The 19,737-nt window shown below is 57.2% G+C and carries 14 protein-coding genes, 1 tRNA gene and 1 pseudogene; 5 read left to right on the top strand and 11 right to left on the bottom strand.

What is annotated here, in order from left to right; translation table 11 throughout:
* Nucleotides 1-31: 31 nt before the first annotated feature.
* Nucleotides 32-108 (top strand) — tRNA-Arg (locus tag CHB74_RS17575).
* A gap of 553 nt (nucleotides 109-661) precedes the next feature.
* Here the strand turns inward: CHB74_RS17575 and CHB74_RS22830 are convergent.
* The 6 genes and pseudogenes from CHB74_RS22830 to CHB74_RS21735 all read right to left on the bottom strand — a co-directional run.
* Nucleotides 662-1,618 (bottom strand): annotated as a pseudogene (locus tag CHB74_RS22830) (recombinase family protein); the annotation flags it as partial.
* Between the two features lie 15 nt (nucleotides 1,619-1,633).
* Complete coding sequence (locus CHB74_RS22275; protein ID WP_218821458.1) at nucleotides 1,634-1,945, bottom strand: hypothetical protein; 312 nt, start codon at nucleotides 1,943-1,945, stop codon at nucleotides 1,634-1,636.
* Between the two features lie 247 nt (nucleotides 1,946-2,192).
* Nucleotides 2,193-3,716 carry a type IV secretory system conjugative DNA transfer family protein gene (locus tag CHB74_RS17555; RefSeq protein WP_179220896.1) on the bottom strand — a complete coding sequence of 508 codons (1,524 nt, stop codon included), beginning with the start codon at nucleotides 3,714-3,716 and terminating at the stop codon, nucleotides 2,193-2,195.
* Nucleotides 3,717-3,720: 4 nt separating this feature from the next.
* Nucleotides 3,721-4,494 carry a hypothetical protein gene (locus CHB74_RS22095; protein ID WP_179220895.1) on the bottom strand — a complete coding sequence of 258 codons (774 nt, stop codon included), beginning with the start codon at nucleotides 4,492-4,494 and terminating at the stop codon, nucleotides 3,721-3,723.
* An 86-nt stretch (nucleotides 4,495-4,580) separates the two neighbouring features.
* The gene (locus CHB74_RS17550) at nucleotides 4,581-5,015 is read right to left on the bottom strand and encodes a hypothetical protein (RefSeq protein ID WP_144033846.1); all 435 of its coding nucleotides are present in this window, start codon (nucleotides 5,013-5,015) and stop codon (nucleotides 4,581-4,583) included.
* Nucleotides 5,016-5,340: 325 nt separating this feature from the next.
* Nucleotides 5,341-6,066, bottom strand: a complete 726-nt coding sequence (locus CHB74_RS21735) for a hypothetical protein (RefSeq protein ID WP_144033845.1) — start codon at nucleotides 6,064-6,066, stop codon at nucleotides 5,341-5,343.
* Between the two features lie 320 nt (nucleotides 6,067-6,386).
* Between CHB74_RS21735 and CHB74_RS17545 the strand changes: the two genes are divergently transcribed.
* Nucleotides 6,387-6,764 carry a phosphoglycerate kinase gene (locus tag CHB74_RS17545; protein WP_089220850.1) on the top strand — a complete coding sequence of 126 codons (378 nt, stop codon included), beginning with the start codon at nucleotides 6,387-6,389 and terminating at the stop codon, nucleotides 6,762-6,764.
* 54 nt (nucleotides 6,765-6,818) lie between these two features.
* Here the strand turns inward: CHB74_RS17545 and CHB74_RS17540 are convergent, their stop codons facing one another.
* From CHB74_RS17540 to CHB74_RS17520, 5 genes are all read right to left on the bottom strand, one after another.
* Nucleotides 6,819-7,958: a hypothetical protein gene (locus CHB74_RS17540; RefSeq protein WP_089220839.1), complete on the bottom strand. Its 1,140-nt coding sequence runs from the start codon at nucleotides 7,956-7,958 to the stop codon at nucleotides 6,819-6,821.
* 661 nt (nucleotides 7,959-8,619) lie between these two features.
* On the bottom strand, nucleotides 8,620-9,564 hold the full coding sequence (locus CHB74_RS17535) for a PD-(D/E)XK motif protein (protein ID WP_089220838.1): 945 nt from the start codon (nucleotides 9,562-9,564) through the stop codon (nucleotides 8,620-8,622).
* A 3-nt stretch (nucleotides 9,565-9,567) separates the two neighbouring features.
* On the bottom strand, nucleotides 9,568-11,760 hold the full coding sequence (locus CHB74_RS17530; RefSeq protein WP_089220837.1) for a Z1 domain-containing protein: 2,193 nt from the start codon (nucleotides 11,758-11,760) through the stop codon (nucleotides 9,568-9,570).
* Entirely contained in the window at nucleotides 11,753-13,330 is a 1,578-nt protein-coding gene (locus CHB74_RS17525; RefSeq protein ID WP_089220836.1) for an ATP-binding protein, read from the bottom strand. The genes CHB74_RS17530 and CHB74_RS17525 overlap by 8 nt, the downstream gene beginning before the upstream one ends.
* A complete protein-coding gene (locus tag CHB74_RS17520) occupies nucleotides 13,327-14,640 on the bottom strand; it encodes a DNA cytosine methyltransferase (RefSeq protein WP_089220835.1) in 1,314 nt (437 codons plus the stop codon). Before CHB74_RS17520 ends, CHB74_RS17525 begins: the two co-directional genes overlap by 4 nt.
* 275 nt (nucleotides 14,641-14,915) lie before the next feature.
* Between CHB74_RS17520 and CHB74_RS21730 the strand changes: the two genes are divergently transcribed.
* From CHB74_RS21730 to CHB74_RS17505, 3 genes are all read left to right on the top strand, one after another.
* A complete protein-coding gene (locus CHB74_RS21730; RefSeq protein ID WP_218821457.1) occupies nucleotides 14,916-15,674 on the top strand; it encodes a DUF7662 domain-containing protein in 759 nt (252 codons plus the stop codon).
* Nucleotides 15,675-15,855: 181 nt separating this feature from the next.
* Nucleotides 15,856-18,210 carry a phospholipase D-like domain-containing protein gene (locus CHB74_RS17510; protein ID WP_144033843.1) on the top strand — a complete coding sequence of 785 codons (2,355 nt, stop codon included), beginning with the start codon at nucleotides 15,856-15,858 and terminating at the stop codon, nucleotides 18,208-18,210.
* A 2-nt stretch (nucleotides 18,211-18,212) separates the two neighbouring features.
* Nucleotides 18,213-19,736 (top strand): hypothetical protein, encoded by a 1,524-nt coding sequence (locus CHB74_RS17505; RefSeq protein ID WP_089220832.1) that lies wholly within the window; start codon nucleotides 18,213-18,215, stop codon nucleotides 19,734-19,736.
* Nucleotide 19,737 lies beyond the last annotated feature (1 nt).

Below are 19,737 nucleotides of genomic sequence, written 5' to 3'. Positions count from 1 at the left end.
CCGCGAAACCGGTTAAGGCGGCGGACGGGACGCGCCCGTAGCTCAGTCGGATAGAGCATCCGCCTTCTAAGCGGATGGTCGCAGGTTCGAATCCTGCCGGGCGCACCATATCCTTTTTTGGGCCAGAAATTGCGCCTAATGCCTTGAATGGCAAGGATATTTCAGGGGTTTGAAAGCCCTCAAAACGGTCGAATACGATCCTCCCTCCAAAGACCAGTTTGAGCATGGCACGGCGGTCCTCCAGTCGCCCACTTTCCCAAAGATTCCAAGGGTTTGCCAAAAATTTGAGAGCGGTTTGAAAACTTGTTTGGTAGTCGCGTGCCGGAGTGCCGCATTTGGCAATCTTTTCGGTCAGAATCAGCTTTTGCCGTTCCAGTTCTTCGACCCTCTTTTCATAGGCTTTGACGATTGTGCTGCTGTCGGCCTCTACAAGACGGTCCACGACTTGTGACAGCTTCCGCTCGATACGACCGATCTCCAGACGCATTTGCGTGACCTTTTCGCGGCCTGAATCCACTCGCTTTTGCCAGAAGTCCCGAAAGGCCTCGTTCGCCAGTTGGAACAGCGAAGGGGCGGGCTTAAGCGATTGCACAAGGTTGTGCAGGGCATCCTCAACCTTGTCCCGCGCAATAGATTTGCCGTTGCCCTCGCAGCCCCGCTGGCGGCACAGATAATAGGGATAGGTCGCACTGCGCCCTTTCGACCATGCGGCGGTCATGGGATGACCGCAATCGGCGCAGCAGATGACACCGCGCAGCGGGAAATCCTCGTTGATATCCTTGCGGGTCGGCGCACGGACCTTGCCCGCCAGCCGATCTTGGATGATGCCAAAGTCTTCGAGGGAAATCAGGCCTTCGTGCTGGGCTTTGCGAAGCGGCACGTCCCAGCGCTGAACTTCGATATAGCCAGCATAGAGGGGCTGGGTCAGGAGCTGACCGATGCATTCATACGTCACCAGCCCGTGTTTGTTTGTCGGGAAGGGGGGACTGGCCTCAAGGAAACGCTTGACCTCACCTTGCGACGCAAAGCGCCCCGAGGCGAAACCTTCGAGGGCTTCCCGAACGATGGAGGCCAGCGGTTCGTTGCGGACAAGAACCTTGCCGCCGCCCGACTGGCGTTCATAACGATAGCCCCAAGGCGCTTGGAACACCCAATAGCCACCCATGACGCGGGCACGCATACGGTCCTTGGTCTGTTCGGCATTTTTACGACGATGCTCGCCAGCAAATGCCGCTTCGATGATCTCAAGGATATCGTCGTCGGGATCATCGGCGTAAACCCGCTTGGGGGACACCAGTTTGCCGCCTGCCTTCGCCACGGCATCGCGGATAGCGTAGTGCGTGCGCAGCGACCGAGCGAGGCGGTTGAGATCGTCAACAATGACGATGGTTTGCTTCCTGCGGCTTTTCAGAAAGGCGAGCAAATCCTTGATGCCCGCACGATTGGCTGATTTGCCTGAATAATCGTCACAAAAGACCTCGACCACATGATAGCCCATGCGGTCGGCATATTCACGGCAGATGGTTTCTTGGGAACTGAGGCCGTTGCCCTCAATCTCCTGCTTCTTGGTGGATACGCGGGCATAAATGACCGCCTCTTTTTCTCTTATCGTTGTCATGTCTTAACCTTGCCCTCACGGGCTGTTGGGGCTGTTGCTCGCGCCCCCGTCATCGGGGTCAATGCTCTCGTCGCTTTGGAACAAACCAAGAATAGCATCATCCCGATTGTTTTGAAAATGGCTGTTTTCCCGAGCATCAAGAATAAATTGCTCGGACGTTTCGCCAAAAGCCGCATCGACGAAATGCGCCATGATTTGCGCGACGATCCCGATGAGTTCGTCTTTCTCGTGATCGGGAATATCAATATCCGCAACGCACTTGCGGTATCGTTCCATCTGTTCCGGTGTGAGCAGTGACACCCGCATGTCCCCTTCCTGCCGCTTCACGCAGCAGTTGATTCAACCAAGACGCGGGGATTGAGATATGCCGATTGCTGGCTGTCTCTGGGGGAAACGCCATGTTTCTCCCGCGCCGACCGCAGCAATCCTCACTACTATGGTTTCAGTTTACCGCAGTAAGTTCAGGAAATGCAAACTTTTGATAACATTGAACATTAGTGGATTCTCATGTGAATGAGCGGGATAGCCCGCTTGCCCGCCCATATCGAAGTTGAGAATTCCTGATGTTTGGCGGTCAGAACACGCCTTGGTGAAGCTGGCGCACATCACCAATCTGCGCTTTCCATGGGGATACGTCGTAGAATGGCAGGCGGTCGCACACCACCAGTTGCGGCAGGCCCGCAACCTTGATGATTTGCCGTCCCGCGCCGATGCCGCGAATGTCTTCGGCCTGCAAAACAGGACGGCGGCTTTCGCCGCGATTGATTCCAGCGCTTTCAACCGCACCGCCGCCGATGTTCTGACCACGAGTGACAATTGTTCGGTTGCCCGACCAGCGTTCGACATCGCGCATCATCGACGGGTCTTCGATCCCCGTCATATTCAGGATCGAGGCCTGATCCTCGATCTCTTTCACCGCATCCTGTGACCAGCGCCCTTCCATCGAGAAGCGGCCTTGCGCGAAGAACCAGAGCTGAATGCCCTTGCCGCGATAGAGGCGCAGCGCCTTCAGTATCGCGGGCGCAGGCGGAAGCTGGGGGAATTCATCGAGCAAGAAGCAGGTTCGCACGCCGCCCCGCTCGCGGGCTATCGCCTCGATGGCATAATTGACGATCAGGCTGACCCAAGATGCCGCAACCCCGAGCTTGTCAGACGGGGTGATGAGATAGACGGTGCATGGCTCATGTTTCAGCCGCCCGAAGTCAAAATTATGCGCGGAAGTGGCACGGTCCAGTGTCTTCCCGACTTCGAAGGCCGCAAGGGCTTCGATGGCGTCCGACCTGTAGGCCTCGAATTGCTTGGGCGCATCGGCATAGGTTGCCGCCATCGCGGCGGCCTTGCGGGCAATCCCCTCAATGCCGCAACTCGCCATCATCTGAAACTCGCGTTCCAGTTCGTCATTGCCCGCATTCACGAATTTCCACAAACCGCCGAGCGTGCAGTTCACGGGATCGAAATGTGCCGCATATTCGGCGCGGATCGAGATAAGCCGTATTGAGCCTTTACCGACCCAGCCATCCCCTTCACGCGGGTTCATGGGGCGGATGGTCTGGGCAATCTCGTCGGCCTGCGTGTCGATCTCGCCCCCGTCACGGACAATATCGATCAGCACTTGAAGCGGATTGATGCGGGTATTGGGGAGGCCCAGAAGGTTGAACGGATTGAGGTAGATGCAAGGGGAGCCAAGCCCGTCCCCGCGATGCTCGCGGGATGCAAAGCAGTTTTCGCCATCCTTCACGTCCACGACGATCAGGCTGCGATCACGGACATGGGCGAGATTGGGTAGAACCAGATCTCGCCCTTTGCCCGACCCTGTGCGGGCATAGGTCAGGAGATGACCGTCGCCACTGAAAAACAGCATTCGCCCTTGCTGCGCACCCAGAAACAAGCCGCTGGTCTCAAGGAGACCGGCGGCTTTCAGATCATCGAGGCTGGCAAGACGCCCATCGCCGAGCTGCCCGCTGGGCGCGGCAATAGTCATCAGATATTGCTGCCACGCGGCCCGCTCGCGGGCTTCCTCTTCGCGCTGCGCCCGATCCATCTCCCGCGTCATGGAAAAGAGACGCGGGAGGAACGCTGCCATCTGTTCGATCCGCATGGGATTATTCGCCTCCCTCGCTTTGCGCATCGCGGCTGATCTCGGGAAGGTCGGGAAAGCTGATCGGTGCCATCCTGTCGATATCGGCCTGAACCGCGCTTGGCGGCGGCAATCCCGTATCCCAGCCCTCGACCGAGACGGTGACGCCATTCTGGACCGCTGAGGTCAGTTCCTGTTGAAGCTGACCGCCCACTTGGTCGGCATAGGCGAGCGCGTCATCACCGCCGCCGGGTTCGATCACATTGGCGACCCGCCCCCACAGGCGCGCCAGATTGATGACCAGCGCATCAGTGCCCTGCTGCTGGCGGGCGATTTCGGTGCGCTGATGCACATAGTCCTGCTGGAGCTGCGCAGTGGTCTGCGCATAAATTCGGGTGCGATCATAGGCGGCCTGATAATTGGTGAGGATGCCTTGGGCCGCTGCACGATATTGCTCTTGCTGCTGCGCAACGCTCACCTTGACCTCTTCGGCCCAATCGAGAAACGCAGCCTGCGTTTCCAGATCATGCGCCTTGATTTCCGCCGCGTAGCGCCCGCCATATGAGCCAGTGATGGTCGAGGGGCGATAATCGGGCGGTGCGAACATCTCCGCACCATAAAGCGCAGCGCCGCACAGGATGATGCCGAAGAACATGCCAGCACCAGCGGAAATCCGCTTCTTCTGTGGCGGCATGACAATCTGGAACGGCTGGCCTGCCGCTTGCGGCGGGAGCGTCGCCACCCCGCCTTGCTGGGGCGCTTCGCCCCCATAATCGATGGAATATTGGGGATTGCTCATGGCAAAAGCTCCTGTCTGGTGGTTCTCACCAGACAGGAGCCGGATTTAGGCTGGCAGCGTGGGGGAAACCCCACGCCACCCATCATTCATGCGATGACCCGCGCAGCGACCGTGGGGTGACGGATCGCCAGCGCCAGATAGAGCAGTTCCAGACGCGGCAGCGTGCGCTTTTGCGGGGCTTGCTTGGGCTGATACACCGCAAATCTCAGAAACCCGCCAAGCCATGAGTTGCTCGGGTCTTCGTCGGTCCGCAAGATCGTATCGACGCAGATTTCAAGCTGGTCGATCCTGCGACCACTAGCATCGAGGACAATGCCCTCGAATTCCCAGACAATATCGGAGAGCAGATCGGCAAAGCCACGACGGCTGCATGGCAGCAGCGCACGATAAGTTATTGCCAGTCGATATATGGCTGCCTTGGTCAGCAGCCTTTGGGGTGGAGGAAGGCGGACGATCCCCTCAAGGTCGTTATCGTTCGCGGCGAGCGCGTGGAGCGTTTCTGGAGACAGCCAGTCGGTCACGTTCGTCCCTCCCTTTGCCAAGGGCAGGCCACGCAACGTGACCAATACTTCCACACCCAATGGGCGCAGGAGGGGATGTTCCGGCAAGCCGGAAGGTCATTGTCGTTCTGTGCCGGATAAACCCGCCGATCAGCGGTCAACACTCCGCGCCGAAGGGCGCGTCCATCACGCATAGCCATCGCTTCACTCCCGTATCACCCGCGAAAAGCGGGATTGCGAGACGCTTCACCCGTTGAAGCGTCTGAGCGAGGGATGGCCACCTCTCAGAAAGAGGTTATGCGTGATTCGAAACGTACCGTCAACACGCTTCATTGACGAAGTGCGTTTATTCTTCGGGGGCGCGGCGATACAAGGCTCCCGTGGCACGAACAATTTCATCGCGGTGAAACCATTCGCGCTGGGCGAACTCGTCGTTCACTTCCCAGTTGTTGCGAACAGCAATCTCTGACGGCAATTCATTATGCCGCAACCAGTTTTGCAAGGCCGTATAAGCTCGCTTGTCATGCTGCCTAAGCGCCTGCTTGGTGAGGTGTCCGCTTGCGATCCAATCGCCCCATGCATCATAGAGAAACGGAATAATTTCATCCTGTCTGGGGATGTATTTCCGCTCTGGCACAGGAGGAGGATTTAACTGATGATGCCTATTGAAATGAGACTTCAAAAGACTTTCAATAACTTGAGGTAAATCGTCGCTAAGGCTAGAGGTTTCACTTGCCTCTTGCGCAACCGATTTCATAAGTTCAATAAATCGTCTTTCATAATTATTCACGGCTTCATAGTTTAATACTTTTACCGCGAGATTTCTATATATTCTTGAAAATTCTGGGTCTCGCTTGCTCTGCTCTTCTTTGCGTTTGTCGATTGCACTGCGGACTTCTTCCATCCGTTCCTTGAGCCAGCGCCTCTGAGCGGGTTCCTTCCAATCCGCCGTGAACCTCTTCATCTCTTCTTTCGTCATCCGACGACCAGCGCCAACATCGGCTGACGCTTCATCAGAACTGGAGCGTTTCGTTTTTGTATCCTGTCGGGAATCCTTGGATTTCGCCGCCATGCTCGCTCACCCTAAAAACACATTTCGCTTTCATAGTTTGTTTTCGAGCCTGCCGCAATCTGTGGTTCTTTTCGCCTTGGCGGCATGCCGAGACTCCCATGCTCCGAATGGATCGTCCTTCTTCACTGCCCCCGACACTGGCGGCTGAATTCACGTCACCCTTTGCCCCCGTCCGCTTCGCTCAGGCGGGCAAGCCCCGGTCCGCACCACAGCACTGGCGTGCCCCGTGTTGGGGCGTTGCCCGCACGAAGAACGGCGTGGGCCGCAGGTCTCCATCAGCCGCCCGAATGGTCGGGCGGTGCAATGAAAAGGAGACCATTATGGGACTTGATATGTATGCCTACACCGCACCAGCGAACCTCTTTGAGCGCGATGTTGATTTCGACATCGACATCTTTCCCGCCGAAGCCCGGCTCCATTATTGGCGCAAGCACCCGGACCTGCATGGCTGGATGGAAGAACTCTACTACGCCAAGGGCGGCAGCAGCGAAAACTTCAACCGCGTCCCCGTGGCCCTCACGTCCAGCGATCTTGATGAACTGGAACTTGCGATCAGACGCAACGCACTGCCGATCACCCAAGGCTTTTTCTTCGGAAAATCCGACGGCAGCGAGGCCGAAGATGACCTCGCCTTCATCGAAAAGGCACGCAAAGCCATCGCCGACGAACTGGACGTTTTCTATACGAGCTGCTGGTGACAAAAGTGCGGGGCGCTGTCCCCAGCGCCCCGCATCACCGTTGATCCACTCCGTTCAGGTTTTTCGTGGTCGCCCAACCCGCCGTGGCGGGCTTGGAGCGGCAGGCGGCATCGGCTGACTGCCTCCGCCGCCCGAACCTCTGTGCGTGACCATCACGAACCCGAGCAGGATTCCGCCAAGCGGGATCAGCTCGATACACGCACCAATCGCAATCGCCGCGATGGTCGCTTCGGGATAGAGCGCGAGATAGGCCATGTTCGACACGACAGGCATGGTCGGGATCGGCTCTTCCTTCAGGGCCGCAATATCATCCAGACCTTCGGTCAATTCCTCCGCCATGCCGTCGAAGTTATGCGTGATCGCAGCGGCAGCGGACGGCGGCAGTCCCGCCGCGAGCCAGTCCTTGCGCATCGCGTCCGCAACCGCCTGCATGGCTTCGACGGGGAGCGCGTCGTTCACTTCCCGCATCAGCCGCGTGAAGTTCTCGCCGTTCTTGCGCACAGCGACCATCTTCTCGTGGCGCTCCATATCGCTGTCGATCACGCGCCGCGTATCGATCAGCAGACGGTCGATCCTGAAGAAGAGCCGTTCCAGCTTTGCACGGCTGGCAAATATCGCAGCCCGCGCATTGGCGCAGCCTTCGCTAATATTGGTGAGCGCCGTCGCCACTTGGCCCACGTTGCCGCCTTCACCGCTATAGACGCCCGTGCCGATCTCTTGGACGCTCATATTGCCAGCCGAACTTTCGCAATCATTCATCACCGACGAACGGTTGATAAGCGACGCAGCGGCACGCTGGCGCGCCTGCGTTGCTTGCGCTTGGGCCGTCAGGGTCGCTTCCATGTGCGCGACTTCGCCCGAGGCCGAGGCGAGAACGGAAGATGAAGCGATCCCGAGCATGACCGCGACCGCGAGATAGGCCGCGACGAAAATCGCCATCACCTGATTACGCTTTGCTCGCGGCAGCGTAGGGATATGGGTGAGGGCGATGTAGGAGCCGTATGAAAGGCCCGCCGCAATCGCGACCGCCGACATGATGGTCTCCAGCCATGTCAGCAAGGTCATCTCGCCCGTCGGAGCAACGAGGTCTGAAATCCAGACCCCCGTGAAGATGCCCGAGAGCACATGGAACAGGATGTTGAGGATCAGGATTTTCCCGACCATCGCGGCTGTCAGTTCATTGGTCTTCGGCATAGCGCCCTCCTTCTGGGGAGGGCTTTGCGGGTTATTTGCAGGGGAGTTGGGGGGAAGAGCGGCGGATATTTGCCGCATCGCGTCAAAATGCGGTTACAGCGTATGGGGGGACCGATATGGCAATTCCGTGTCGATACGTTTCGATATGGCGCGTTTCGGTATATAGGCGTGTGGCGAGGGCTGGGCCTCCCAGGGCTGGTTTTGGGGCAGTTTTATGCGTTAGCACGTTCCGCAAGATGTGCGTTTGTATTACAAAATCCTCCGCCTGCGGCTCCGGTTTTGCCAAACGCTCATCTTGGCAAGGGGAACCCGCTGCGCGTCCCCCGTTGCATCCCCTCCGGCTATATGGCGCTTGCACGTAACTCATCCAGCCTGACAACGGGTCAGACAGGATCAGTGCCATTCACGCGCCATCGGGGAGCCTTCGGCGCTCCCCGACATGCATACGAGCGTATGCCTTCCCCCATCGACAAGGGGCGTGCCTGCCCCCTTTGAACCCAGCCTCTCCCGAGGGGCCAACCCTACGCGGATTGGATGTGCGCCACGGTTTCGCCCGTGGAGCCGACCAAGGGGCATGTCGCCGCCCCTCTGGATACCCGCGACCAACCGTCCGCCGATTGGATGCCGCCACGTTGCCACGTGGATAGCAAAGATGCGTCAACTACCTATCGATGGGTATTTCGCCATCCTCGCGCTGTAAATCGTCAAGGCACACATCGAACTTGACGTTGGAAATAGGCGATATCGCATCCACGAAGGGAACCGGAATATTGCTTGCCGCGAAGTACGCGACCCCGCCCTCAGCCGAGAGCAGTTGCAGTCTCAATCCGCTCTTGTAGATATCCTCTCCGCCTTTCAGCAAACAAAGGGCGAGGAAAGATCGCCTGAGTTCGGCATCCGTAATCATCTCCAGAATACGGTCCATCAACTCGGAAACCGTCGTGCCCCCATGCGCCTGTATCGCCTGAATGGACGCAACATAAATTGCCAGTTCCTCATTGGGGCGCAGTTGAGCCAGAGCGAACCTGTGCACCCGCGACGACTTAAGCGTCGTTTTGACTTCCAGCGCGAAGCCATCACACACGAAATCATATTTCGCGTTTCGATCCAGACACCAGCGCTGGGCTGCCACCGCAGGAGCGGCAACTCGTGAAATAATCAGCAATTCGCCCCATAACCCGAGAAGGTCTTTTGCTGAGTGTTCGAGTTGGCTGAACAGGTTCGCCAGTTCGAGAATGCGCTCACTGATTTCGCGATTCGTGAGCGGGGTCAGTGCGTCGCCGCAGAAGGTTTCCTCCAGTAGCCGAAGAAAGACCCGAACGAGGTCGGGATCGTTTTCTTCCAATCGGACAATGCTAAACGTCCCGTTCGCATGACCACCACCGTCAACGCCAATCTCGCATTCACGCGCAAATTGCACGCCTACGAACCGTAATTCGATATCGTTTCGCGTATCGGACGGCAGGCAAGAAAATAACAAGGATGGGAATGATCGCTCATCGACCGCGAGCCAGACGCCTGACTTCCCCTGCAACTCTTCGCCGTAGAGGCTGGCGCAGCCTGATGGAAATTTTCGGATGAGTTCGGTGTAGGCCTCGAACAGCATCGACTACCGCTCGATCCAGACCCGCTCGATCAGCTTATCCGGGAAATGGACAGCAAACACCGGCACATCGCGGAGCGTCCGCTTTCCATTACTTGTTTGCAAATTGTAGCGGTGAAGCTGGAACGTCACGTCGCTCTGTGAAATCAGCGCCCGCGCACCGGGATAATTTGTGCGGGCGTTCGAGCCCTGAAAGAGATTTTTGATTTTTGCTGGCTGCTCATCATTAAGTGAGCGAATAGCATCGACCCCAGACCAAGGCCCCGAGAACGCATAAAAACTACAGGTTGCATCGGGTTCTTCAGCAACAAGCCGATCCAGCATGAGCATCAACGAAGAATGCTCCATATTGTCGTCAGGCCATTTGTATCGCAGCCGCCCGAAGTGCGGCAGGAAATCAGCCAAACGGATGGAATCGCTAAAGGCAGGAACCGCCTGCTTTTCGTTCCAGCCCGGCTCGGCATATTCGTAGAGATCAAGGTCGCGAAGGATCGCGTTCGCCGTTTCCCGATTTTCCGCTAAAATTTCGCTGTCATCGTGCGGGTGAGCTGGCGCGATCCAGCCACCTTTGCCCTTGGATTGATACATCTCCAGCAGGACGACAGACGAGCGGGTTGGTTGGAGCTTCTGGTCGAGGAAATAGGTTCGCCGCCAATCCTTGAGCGTCTTGCCTTCTTCGAGATGCCGCCTGATCGACGAGCGGATCGACTCCTCATGCCTGACATAATCGGTGAAGGCATCGATATTCTCGGTCGTCAGATAGATGCGGCATAGTCCCAGATAACCGCGCTTATATCCAAAAAAGCGTGCGCGCTGCTGGATATTATCCGCGTTCCCCACACCCGTTGAACGCGGCATATAACTCACTGTCAGACCTTCGACCGTGAAACCACGATCAAGGCCAATGCCGCCTATGAGAATCCAGCTATATTCGCCTTTCCAATCAATGCTCGGGATACGCGATTTTTCTCGCGTATTCAGTTCCTGAATCGCCGTGGATTCGATTGCTTCCAAGAGACATTCTGCGATCTCATCGAACGTAAATTCGCAGGAATAGGTCTTCAATAGACCGAGTGCGCTTACCCGAAATTCTTGCAGCACCTCATCGCGGCGTGGATGGTCCTCATCATCGAGAATCGTGCGCCAATCCTCCTTGGTCTGCTTGACCCACCGCATGAACATGAGGTGGTCACTTTTCGGGACAGCCGGATGGATCATCATGGAGCGGTTTTTGCCCTTCCGATCCTGCCCTTCGAGCAAACCAATCGCGACCCCGACAAAAAACTCCCGCATTGCCGAGAGCAAGCTTTTCGGAGGTTTTACGGGCGGATTAAGCGGATCAGGAACTTCGGACGCGAGGATCGTCTCAATGTATGTTTCCTGTCCCGCAGGACTGAAGAAATCCTGCCCGCCGACATATTGTTCGCCGGGGGTGAGCACCATGCCGAAATCCGGCGAAAGCGTATCGATGCGGCTGATGAGCAGCGGAGCCTGCGGCGTTGCCGTGTAAAGGATATAACTGTGTTCGGGAAAGCGGTCGCGCAGTGCGAGAATTCGCGCATATGTCGTGCTTTGCTCGTTCTTTTTAGCCTTCGTGTTGATGCCCGCCTGATCGCCTTCGTCATCAACGATCAGTGTCGGAACGCCCTTGAGGTCGAGCTTGGACATGAGCTTTGCCAAATTATCGAGATGATGGTGCTGCTTCATGCACACGATCAGCACGGTGCGGGCGCGTGGGTTGCCGCGCTGCCATTTGGTCAACTCGCTTTGAACGCGCTCCAATTCGCCGGTCTGAAATCCTTTTTGCTGGGTCGAAAAAAGCTTCCACTGGCGGTTGGTATCGATCTCCAGATCGCTTCGAATGCGATCATATGACTGTTCGACCAGATTATTCGTGGTTCCCGCCAGTAAAATCACCAGCCGGAATTTATTGTCCCGTGCGAGCGCGGTCAGCCCTGTGAAAGAGAGAGTCTTGCCGCTCTGCACGTAACCAATGACAAGGCCGGTATTGGTATTTTCCTGCTCAGCAGGGTCGATACAGTCAGAAAGAATCTTGGTCGTTTCCTGCCGAAGCAATTCCTTCTCGTCCTGCGAGAGTGCATCGTTCGAGTTGAGCAGACTGGTGAAGGCTTCCCCCTGCACGGGGTTCCAGCCCTCTGACTGATTTGGAGACGCGATCTTGATTGTGCCGCTAGTCATCGATCACCCGCTTCGAAAAATGCGTCTTGAGGATTTCGTTGGTGAAGCGGCGCACGGCTGAGGGGTGATGATCGCCCAATTCAGAAGCTGCCACTTCCGCCAGAGCCATCGCCGCTGCCACTTTCAAGATAGCTGAAAAACCCTCGGAATCGAGAGTTTGAAACTGCGCCATGAAGGGGTGCAACATCGCGACACGGACAAGAATTTCGCGTGGTTCAGGATCAGTGATCGACGGGCGATTTCGGATGGTCAGCCAGTCGGCAGGGTCGCCCACATAGGAGAGTTCGATTTTTACGATCCAAGGTTCGCTGCGAAACTGAAGACGCAGTTCTGCCTCTTCACGATCCGCCTCGCTGATATCCTGTGGTTCAGCATCATTGGCAGCCACCGCCGTAGGCGCGGTGTCCGCAATGACGCCCAATTCCAACCCAATGTCATTTGCAGGGGGCGTCGTTTGACGGAAACCGTCCGCCGTATTCTGCAATGCTTGAGCTGCATCCTTTCGCGCCGCCTTTGCTCCCGACCGAGTGCGATACTCACGGGCTTGCTGGATCAGCGGAAGCGCCTCGTCCGAAAGAACCTTGCGAAGCTTACGAAGGAATTCGTCTTCGCTCTCTTCCCATTTCACGCCATCCTTCGTGTGGCTGACATGAAACCCCTTCAGGTGAATTTCCCCGAAAATGCGCTGGTAGGGATATGTATTGGAACGCCCGAAAATGTCTTCGGGGCGATATGTTTCATCGGCGCTGCCCATGATGAGCCGTTTGCGCCGAAAAAGTGCGAGGCCTGCGAGTCGTGTGTTGGCGACCTCACGAATAGCGACGAAACCTGTGGCTGACTTTCCATCACCCAAGTCGATATCGATTTCCTTTTTCCATTCGACGGGAGGGCCATCGGGATCGCGGTAATTCGCAGCAACGAGAATGGCTGGTTCTTCGTATGTGAGTTGGATACCATCCACACACAGTTCCAACGAACCGTCTCGGATATAGCCCCGATAGATGCTGGCTAGATGCTCCTTGATCTTGGCAATCGTTTTCCCGTGAGGAAATTTGCGGATATTCTCCAACCGAATTTCGGTATAGTGGCGGTCTTCGGCGACATCGATGGAAACCACATTGAGTTCCTCAATGCTGTCCATCACGATCTTATCGATATTGAAAAAGACTGTGCGTTCCGTTCGCTCTCCAAGAGCACTTGAGCGCACACTCCAATTCGGCGCAAACCAGCAGGCGGCGCTTTTCATGCCCATGCCGAACTCTGAAAGGCCGGAGGCATCGGGGGGAATTTCGGCAGGCCGAAAAGCCCGCTGATAATCAGACGATGCGATTCCGGCAGCATTATCCCGAATGGTGATTTTGCTTTCGGCTGGATCAAAGTCGATATCGACTTTCAGGCGAAAATCCTTGCCCGCAACAGCGCGCAATTCCTTTTTGTGGTCGATACTGCTCTGAATGGCGTTGTCCACAAACTCGGCTAGCGCGAACCATGCCTTGTAGTTCAGGTGCGGCAGCACCGAGAGGACGTTCACGCCGGGGCGAATATTGACTGAACTGACCTGCACCATCATTCCGCCGCGTCTAGAAGTGGCTCGGTTTCCATCTCATCATCGCGACCCACCAGCGCGTCGAAAATCGCCGTAACGACATCGACATTCACGGCGTTCCCGAAAGCCTTATACGCGCCGCCCTTGGTGTCGGGCAGATTGGGAAGTTTCCCCATGCTTTGCAGTCTGCTGCACTCTCTCGGGGTCATGTAGCGCTTTTCCCAAGCGATTATCGGCACCTGGCTGGTCGTCATCGCGATCAGTGAGGGAGCAGTGTCGCGCTTTTTGACGCGGATGCCACTGGCGCGAAACTGGACGATATGTTTCCAGATATCCCGCTCGCTGCCCTTGCAGTTCCACTCAAGTTTTTGGAAACTTGGCGCGAAGCCTTTGATCTTACCCATCCACGGGTCGATCAAATCTTTATGCTCTTTGTAGAATTGACGATTTTTCTGGATGAAATCGATCTTCCAGTCAGGGAATTCGCCCAGTGACGTGTGTGCGTACGGGGGCAATGCAGCCTTCACCTGCTCCGGCGTCAGCCCTTTCAACTCCTGCCCGAATGCGCCCTTATAGCGGTTCAGGCCCGAATAGCCGCGTTTGTGCGGCGTGTCGCCATAGAGCGGGTATGTTGCGCCAAACTCCATCGCCCAGATCGGGAACGACGGCAGTTCCACATCCTTCGGGAAGGCATCGATAAATTCCTGCCATGTCCGCAGATAAAGCAGGTGATTTTCGCTAAGCGCCAAGGCGTCATTTGGCTGGCTGTCCAGAACGCTCGTGATGCAAACGTCGGGAAGTTGGTCTGGTTTGGGCCATTTGAACCCCCCCAAGCCATCAAGGTCGCCAACGATGAAGGCGCGCTCCCGCTTCTGGGGAATGCCGAACATGTGCGGCGATAGGCGCTCAAACGAGATATCGTAGCCGAGTTCTTTCAAACGGTCGCAAATGAGCGACCACGTCGTACCGCCCTTGTGGCGGATCAGATTCGGCACATTCTCGATGATAAAGAACCGTGGGCGCTTTAGCCGCAGAATCTCGACAACGTAATCGAATAGGTTTCCCCATTGCGGACATTCCAGCCCTTTCTGGTCGCCTGCTTTAGAAAACGGCTGACAGGGGAATCCGGCGCATAAAACGTCATGGTCGGCGATGGAGTTCAGATCGACCTTCTTGATGTCGCCCTCGGGCCGAACGCCGAAATTCTTCTCGTAGAGGTCTGCGAGATTTACATTCAGTTCGGACGCAAAAACACATTCAGCCCCCCGCGATGCGAGAGCCTGATGAAAACCGCCGAGACCGGCGAACAGATCAATAAAGCGCAAGTCTTGCATAATACTGCGATAAGAAAACCACAAAGATTAATTTTTTGAAAGCCTTATCGCAGATTACTTCCCAGAAACGTGATGCCCTTTTTGAATGCTTTCGTCATGTAGCCCCCTCCGCTTCGAAAAGCCCTTCGACAAACCGCCGCAAGATGCCTTGTATCGTCTCCCACTGCAAATCCAAGCCCTTGGATGGGATATCCCGCACAATGGCTCTCTGTCCCCGCTGCCAAGCCTGCCGATCCACGTTGCGACATCCTTGGATTCGTGCATCAATGGCAATCATGAGCAAAAAATATGCGGCATTGGGGGACTATCTGGATGCCCAGACCGATAATGAGATCGGTCTGAGTTTTCAGCAGATCGAAGAGATTTTACGGGTTCGCCTGCCTGAAAGCGCGAGCGTTTACGATGCGTGGTGGAGCAATTCTCCCGTGGCAGGGCGACATAATGGTGTCTGGCTGAGCCGCGGCTGGGAAACAGTTGGTCTGAATCGAAAGGCAGGAACCGTTCGATTTGCGCGCTCGCCTTCACCTCGCACGATCAACGCGAACCCAAAGCCTCGCGCTCTGACAGCGCCCCCACCATCCAGTCCGCCTCTTAAGACCGCGCCTGTCGCCGCCAGCAACAACGTCATGCTTTCCTTCGAGTGGAAGGTGCTGGGCGAGATTACGCTGGATATGGAGGGAGGTCTCCTGTTTCCCGCTGTAACCTTGGGTGCTGGGCTATATCGCATCCGCATCGTGCTTGATGGGCGGTCGCGCTTCTATGTCGGGGAATCCCAGAGCTTGCGCCGCCGTTTCGGGAATTACCGAGCAGGACCACCGGGCCAGAAAACAAGCTATCGAATCCACCACCTTCTCAAAGATGCCTTGGCGGAAGGTGCGCAGATCGCGGTGGATATCGTCACCGATGGCGTGGCTCTGGCCATCAATGGCGCGGGCATCTCCCCAAACCTTGCCGACAAGGCCACACGGCGGATGATCGAACATGCGGCGATAGTCGCGACGGGCGGAACGGATGTTGAGCTAGCCAATAAATAGCCGAAAAGCCCGCGCTTTTCTTGGGGTGGAGCTGGTTGCTTCGTGCGGACGGATTGCGACCGCCGCATGAATGTGCGGTAATGTTCTGGTCGCAAATCAATTCTTCGGTTCCACGAAGTATTGGCAGGGCCATGATTTTTGCGCCTAAGGGCGCGGCGCAAGGGGGAGCGCAATACGGGGAATGCAGCCGCTTGATCTCATAAGTGCCGCGCCGTGGCAGCGCGCCGTTTTCACCACCTATGCCCTCAGTCTCTCCTTCTTCGAAGCCGTGGTCCTTGATCGGCTGGTCCGTGGCGGTGGGCGGAACGCCCTCATTCTAGCTGATCCTGAAGGAATACGGGCGGCCTTAAGCGAACAAGGCGCACGTCGTGCGGGTCGCGATTATGAGCTTGAGCCTGTTGCCAGCACGACAGGCGTATTCCATCCCAAGCTGACCCTGCTTTTTGGCGAGGGTGACACCCATATGCTTATCGGCTCGGGCAATCTGACCTTTGGCGGCTGGGGCATGAACCTTGAGACGGTCGATCATCTCCATTCCAGCTTCGCCGCCAATGCGTTCGATGATGCCGCCGACCTGTTCGACTCTCTCGCGATCGCGGACACGATCCGCACCGGGGTTACCGATCAGTTTGAGCCTATCGCGGCCCAGCTTCGCTTATCGGCCCGAGGCGCACCGCGAGATGGCAGCTATCGCCTGCTTCACAGCGTAGGCGGCTCAATTGCCGAGCGATTGGCGCAATTTGCCGATGATCTTGGCGGTGCGACCCGCATCACCATCGTTTCTCCCTATTTCGACAAGACAGGCAGCGCCGTTTCTCGCCTGTCCAAATTGCTGGATTGCGAGGATGTACGATTGCACGTCCATCCCGAACCCAAGGGCGCGGTCAGGGGGACAATGGGCACGAACTGGCCTGAGGCGCTTTCCGCCCGTGCCGTGTGCGTCGATACGCCGTTCGATGACGGCACTCGGGCGCTCCATGCCAAATGCATCGAGATTCTGTGCAAGCGCGGGCGGCTGCTCGTATCAGGGAGCGCAAATGCCACCAATGCGGCACTTTTTATCGGGAATGTCGAAGCCTCGCTCGTCCGCATCCAGCGCAACGTCACGGTGGGCTGGAAAGCAAAGGCCGCGACCAAACCTGCCGCTTATCCCTTGGCAGAGACAGAAGACGCAGACGATGCGGAGAGCAGGAAAGGCATTCTTCGCGCCATACTTGAGGGTGATCGCGTTGTCGGCGAGGTTATCGTCCCGCGCTTGCATGGCGCAGCAAACTTAAGAGTTGCCACAACCGCCGGATATATCGACCTTGGCAAAATCGACATCGACAGCGTCGGACGGTTCGAGGCGGCAGCTCCCGACTTGGAAATGCAAAGCTGGGGTGGCGGCAGGATGGTGCTGCGCATCGAGCAGAAGGATCATGTTGCCGAGGGTTTTGTGTCCATCGCTGCGGCAGCCAAGATTATCCAGAAGGCGGGCGCGATGGCACCCCGCCTTCTTGCTATGCTGTCAGGCACGGAAACCCCTGAAGATGTCGCCGCTATCCTGACATGGTTCAAGGAAGATCCCGCTCGCATCGTATCCGCCATTCCCCGTGGCGGACAGGGGGGCGGAAAAGCCGAGCGCGAACCGATTTGGGTCTCGATAGAGGAATTGCGCGCCGCCGGCGAATTTCATGCATCTGGTCCCGCTTCGTCGGGTGCAACCGAGCCTGCATGGCAGCGGGCATTATGGCTGGTGCGATCCGCGTTCACCAAACCTCGCGGGCCGTGGAAATCAGGAACAGGCGAGGACGATCAGGCCGAGGATGAGGAAGATGCCGAGGGTGAAGATGAACGGCTGAAGCGCCTTCAGCGGGAAGACAATGCCAAGCACCGCGCCATGAATGCGCTTGACGATCTTCTGGAAGAAATGCTTGCCGAAAGACATGGAGGTATCCACGCTGCTTCGGCGTTCGCCCTCGCGCACTATCTCGCAGATCGCATCCGCCCCGCGCCTTCGGTCGTCTATGGCTGGCTGGCTCGCATCCTTGGCGCGTTTGCACATAGTGACCTGCCAATGGATGCGCCTGTTGCAACAGCGGGCGTTCTCCTTCGCGCAAGCGACGGGCTGGATCGCGCCGCTGAACGGGCGCGGACATTCCTGCTGCGCGTCAAGATTGATCCGATGAAATTTACGCCAGACGATCAGGCCATTCCGGGGTTCGTGGAGATTCTGTCGTCATCGTGGGATGCCGAGCAATTCATGGGGAAAATCCGCGCTGCCCGTACACCGGGCGAGGAAGTGCGGGCATATCTTGACGCGGCGGAGAACGGCGAACCTCTGCCGTCGCTCCCCACGCTCCAGAATAGTCCGTATTGGCAGCAGTTGGCTGCGGCGTTCGCAAACAGCGAGGCGCGATCCCGCTTTCGCATCTTGGATAAAGCCCAGAAATCGTGTCCCAAATGTAATTTGGTCCTGCCGACAGGTCGCTATCAAGACTTGAGATTGACGGGCGTGACGCACCATTGCGGCATCATATTGTGCAGGGAGCTATAGGGATGGTATCGCTCGAAGAACTCCTTGCTGTCGCAGCCAATGCATCTGCCCCGTCAATTGTCGATGAGAGCGGGGTGCAGGTAGGCGGCGTTGATCCGCTAGGGCTGCGTCAGATCAACTTCGACCTGATGGACAAGGTGCTACCGGGTCTGAACAATGTGGCGAGCCGCCTGCGCCCGTTTGTCCTCATGACATGGGCGTGGCGTCGGGTCAGGACCATCATTGAGCGGGACAAGCTCGGCGGGGCAACCGATGAGCAGATGCGTGATTTCGTGGACCGGATCGAGGCGATCTATTCATGGTCCCAATTTCTTCTCGACACGGATGCCGGAATCCCGGGCGGTCAGGCTCTTGCCGATCTCATCTATGGCGAAAAGGAAACCTATCGCTTCGGCGGCAAGAAATGGGAGCAGCGCAGGAATCTGCGACGGACATCGACGGGCCTCATCTCGCCGCTGAACTATGGTCCCGGCCTGCGCAGCATGGGCTGGCTGATCCCAGCAGGTCCGGCAGGCGTGTTTCAGCCCAATTCCATTCTGAATTCCATGCTGGATGCCTTTGAAGACAATTTCTCCGACGAACTGGACCACCCCGCCTTCAACAAGCTGGGAAGCGTTGAGGTCGAACGCGATGATGTGCGCCGATGGGGCGAGCTGTGGGAATTGTCCGATCTCACCGAAGCCGAACAGTTGGCGGGTTTTGAACGTCTGGCAGGGCCGCAGGCTGACCCCATGCGCTGTGAGGGCATGACCATGCTGGAGGCTGCCATCGAGTCTCTGGACGATGATGAGCCGGAAGCGAGTGCCCTTCGCGCCTTGATGGCATCGCCACCCGAAGAGTGGCTGGACATCGCCGACCTTCACCCCCGAGCTGATGCATGGCGAAGACTCCAGATACGCCAGCTTTTCCGCCTGTCGCTCGAAGCCATGTTCTATTGGATTATTCGCGAACTGGTGGATCGTCCGGTGGGTACAGACGAACTTGCGCGGCGCTTCGCCAATCAGGCCGAACTGGAGGCCGATGAAACGGCGCAAAAATGGTTGGACGAGGAAGCCGAGGGCAATGCCGTCGAGCAACTCGACCAACTCGACGAAGCCTTGAATTCTCAGGACTGGCAGGGCGACATACCCGCCCAGATCGCCAGCGGTCTTCATTTCTGCCTGACTGCTGGTCGAAATGAGAAATGGGATAAATCTGAGGCGTTTGATCGTCTGCCCGTAGCCCGCGCCTTGAAAGAAGCCGACGAATGGCAAAAACTATCGCTGCGGGACTTCATCGGCAAATTCATCGAAGTCTGGATTATCGCGCAGCACGCTTATTGGTGCGTCGGGCGTGGCCTTGCTGATGCCCGTGGTCGCGGAAAGACACTTTTGCGCCTGCGGATTGTGATGGACGAAGGTGGATGGACCTTGACGCCGGGAGCGCAGGCGCGGGGCGCGCCTGTTCCCACGCCTGATCGGCTGCAAACGGCGATCAGTCTGCTTCAGGAATGTGGGCGGATAGCATCCATCGATAGCGAGCAGTAGC

It is taken from the genome of Edaphosphingomonas laterariae, assembly GCF_900188165.1.
GTDB lineage: Bacteria > Pseudomonadota > Alphaproteobacteria > Sphingomonadales > Sphingomonadaceae > Sphingomonas_E > Sphingomonas_E laterariae.
The sequence above is the reverse complement of the archived record's forward strand: the minus strand, read 5'-3'. Positions and strand labels throughout refer to the sequence as shown.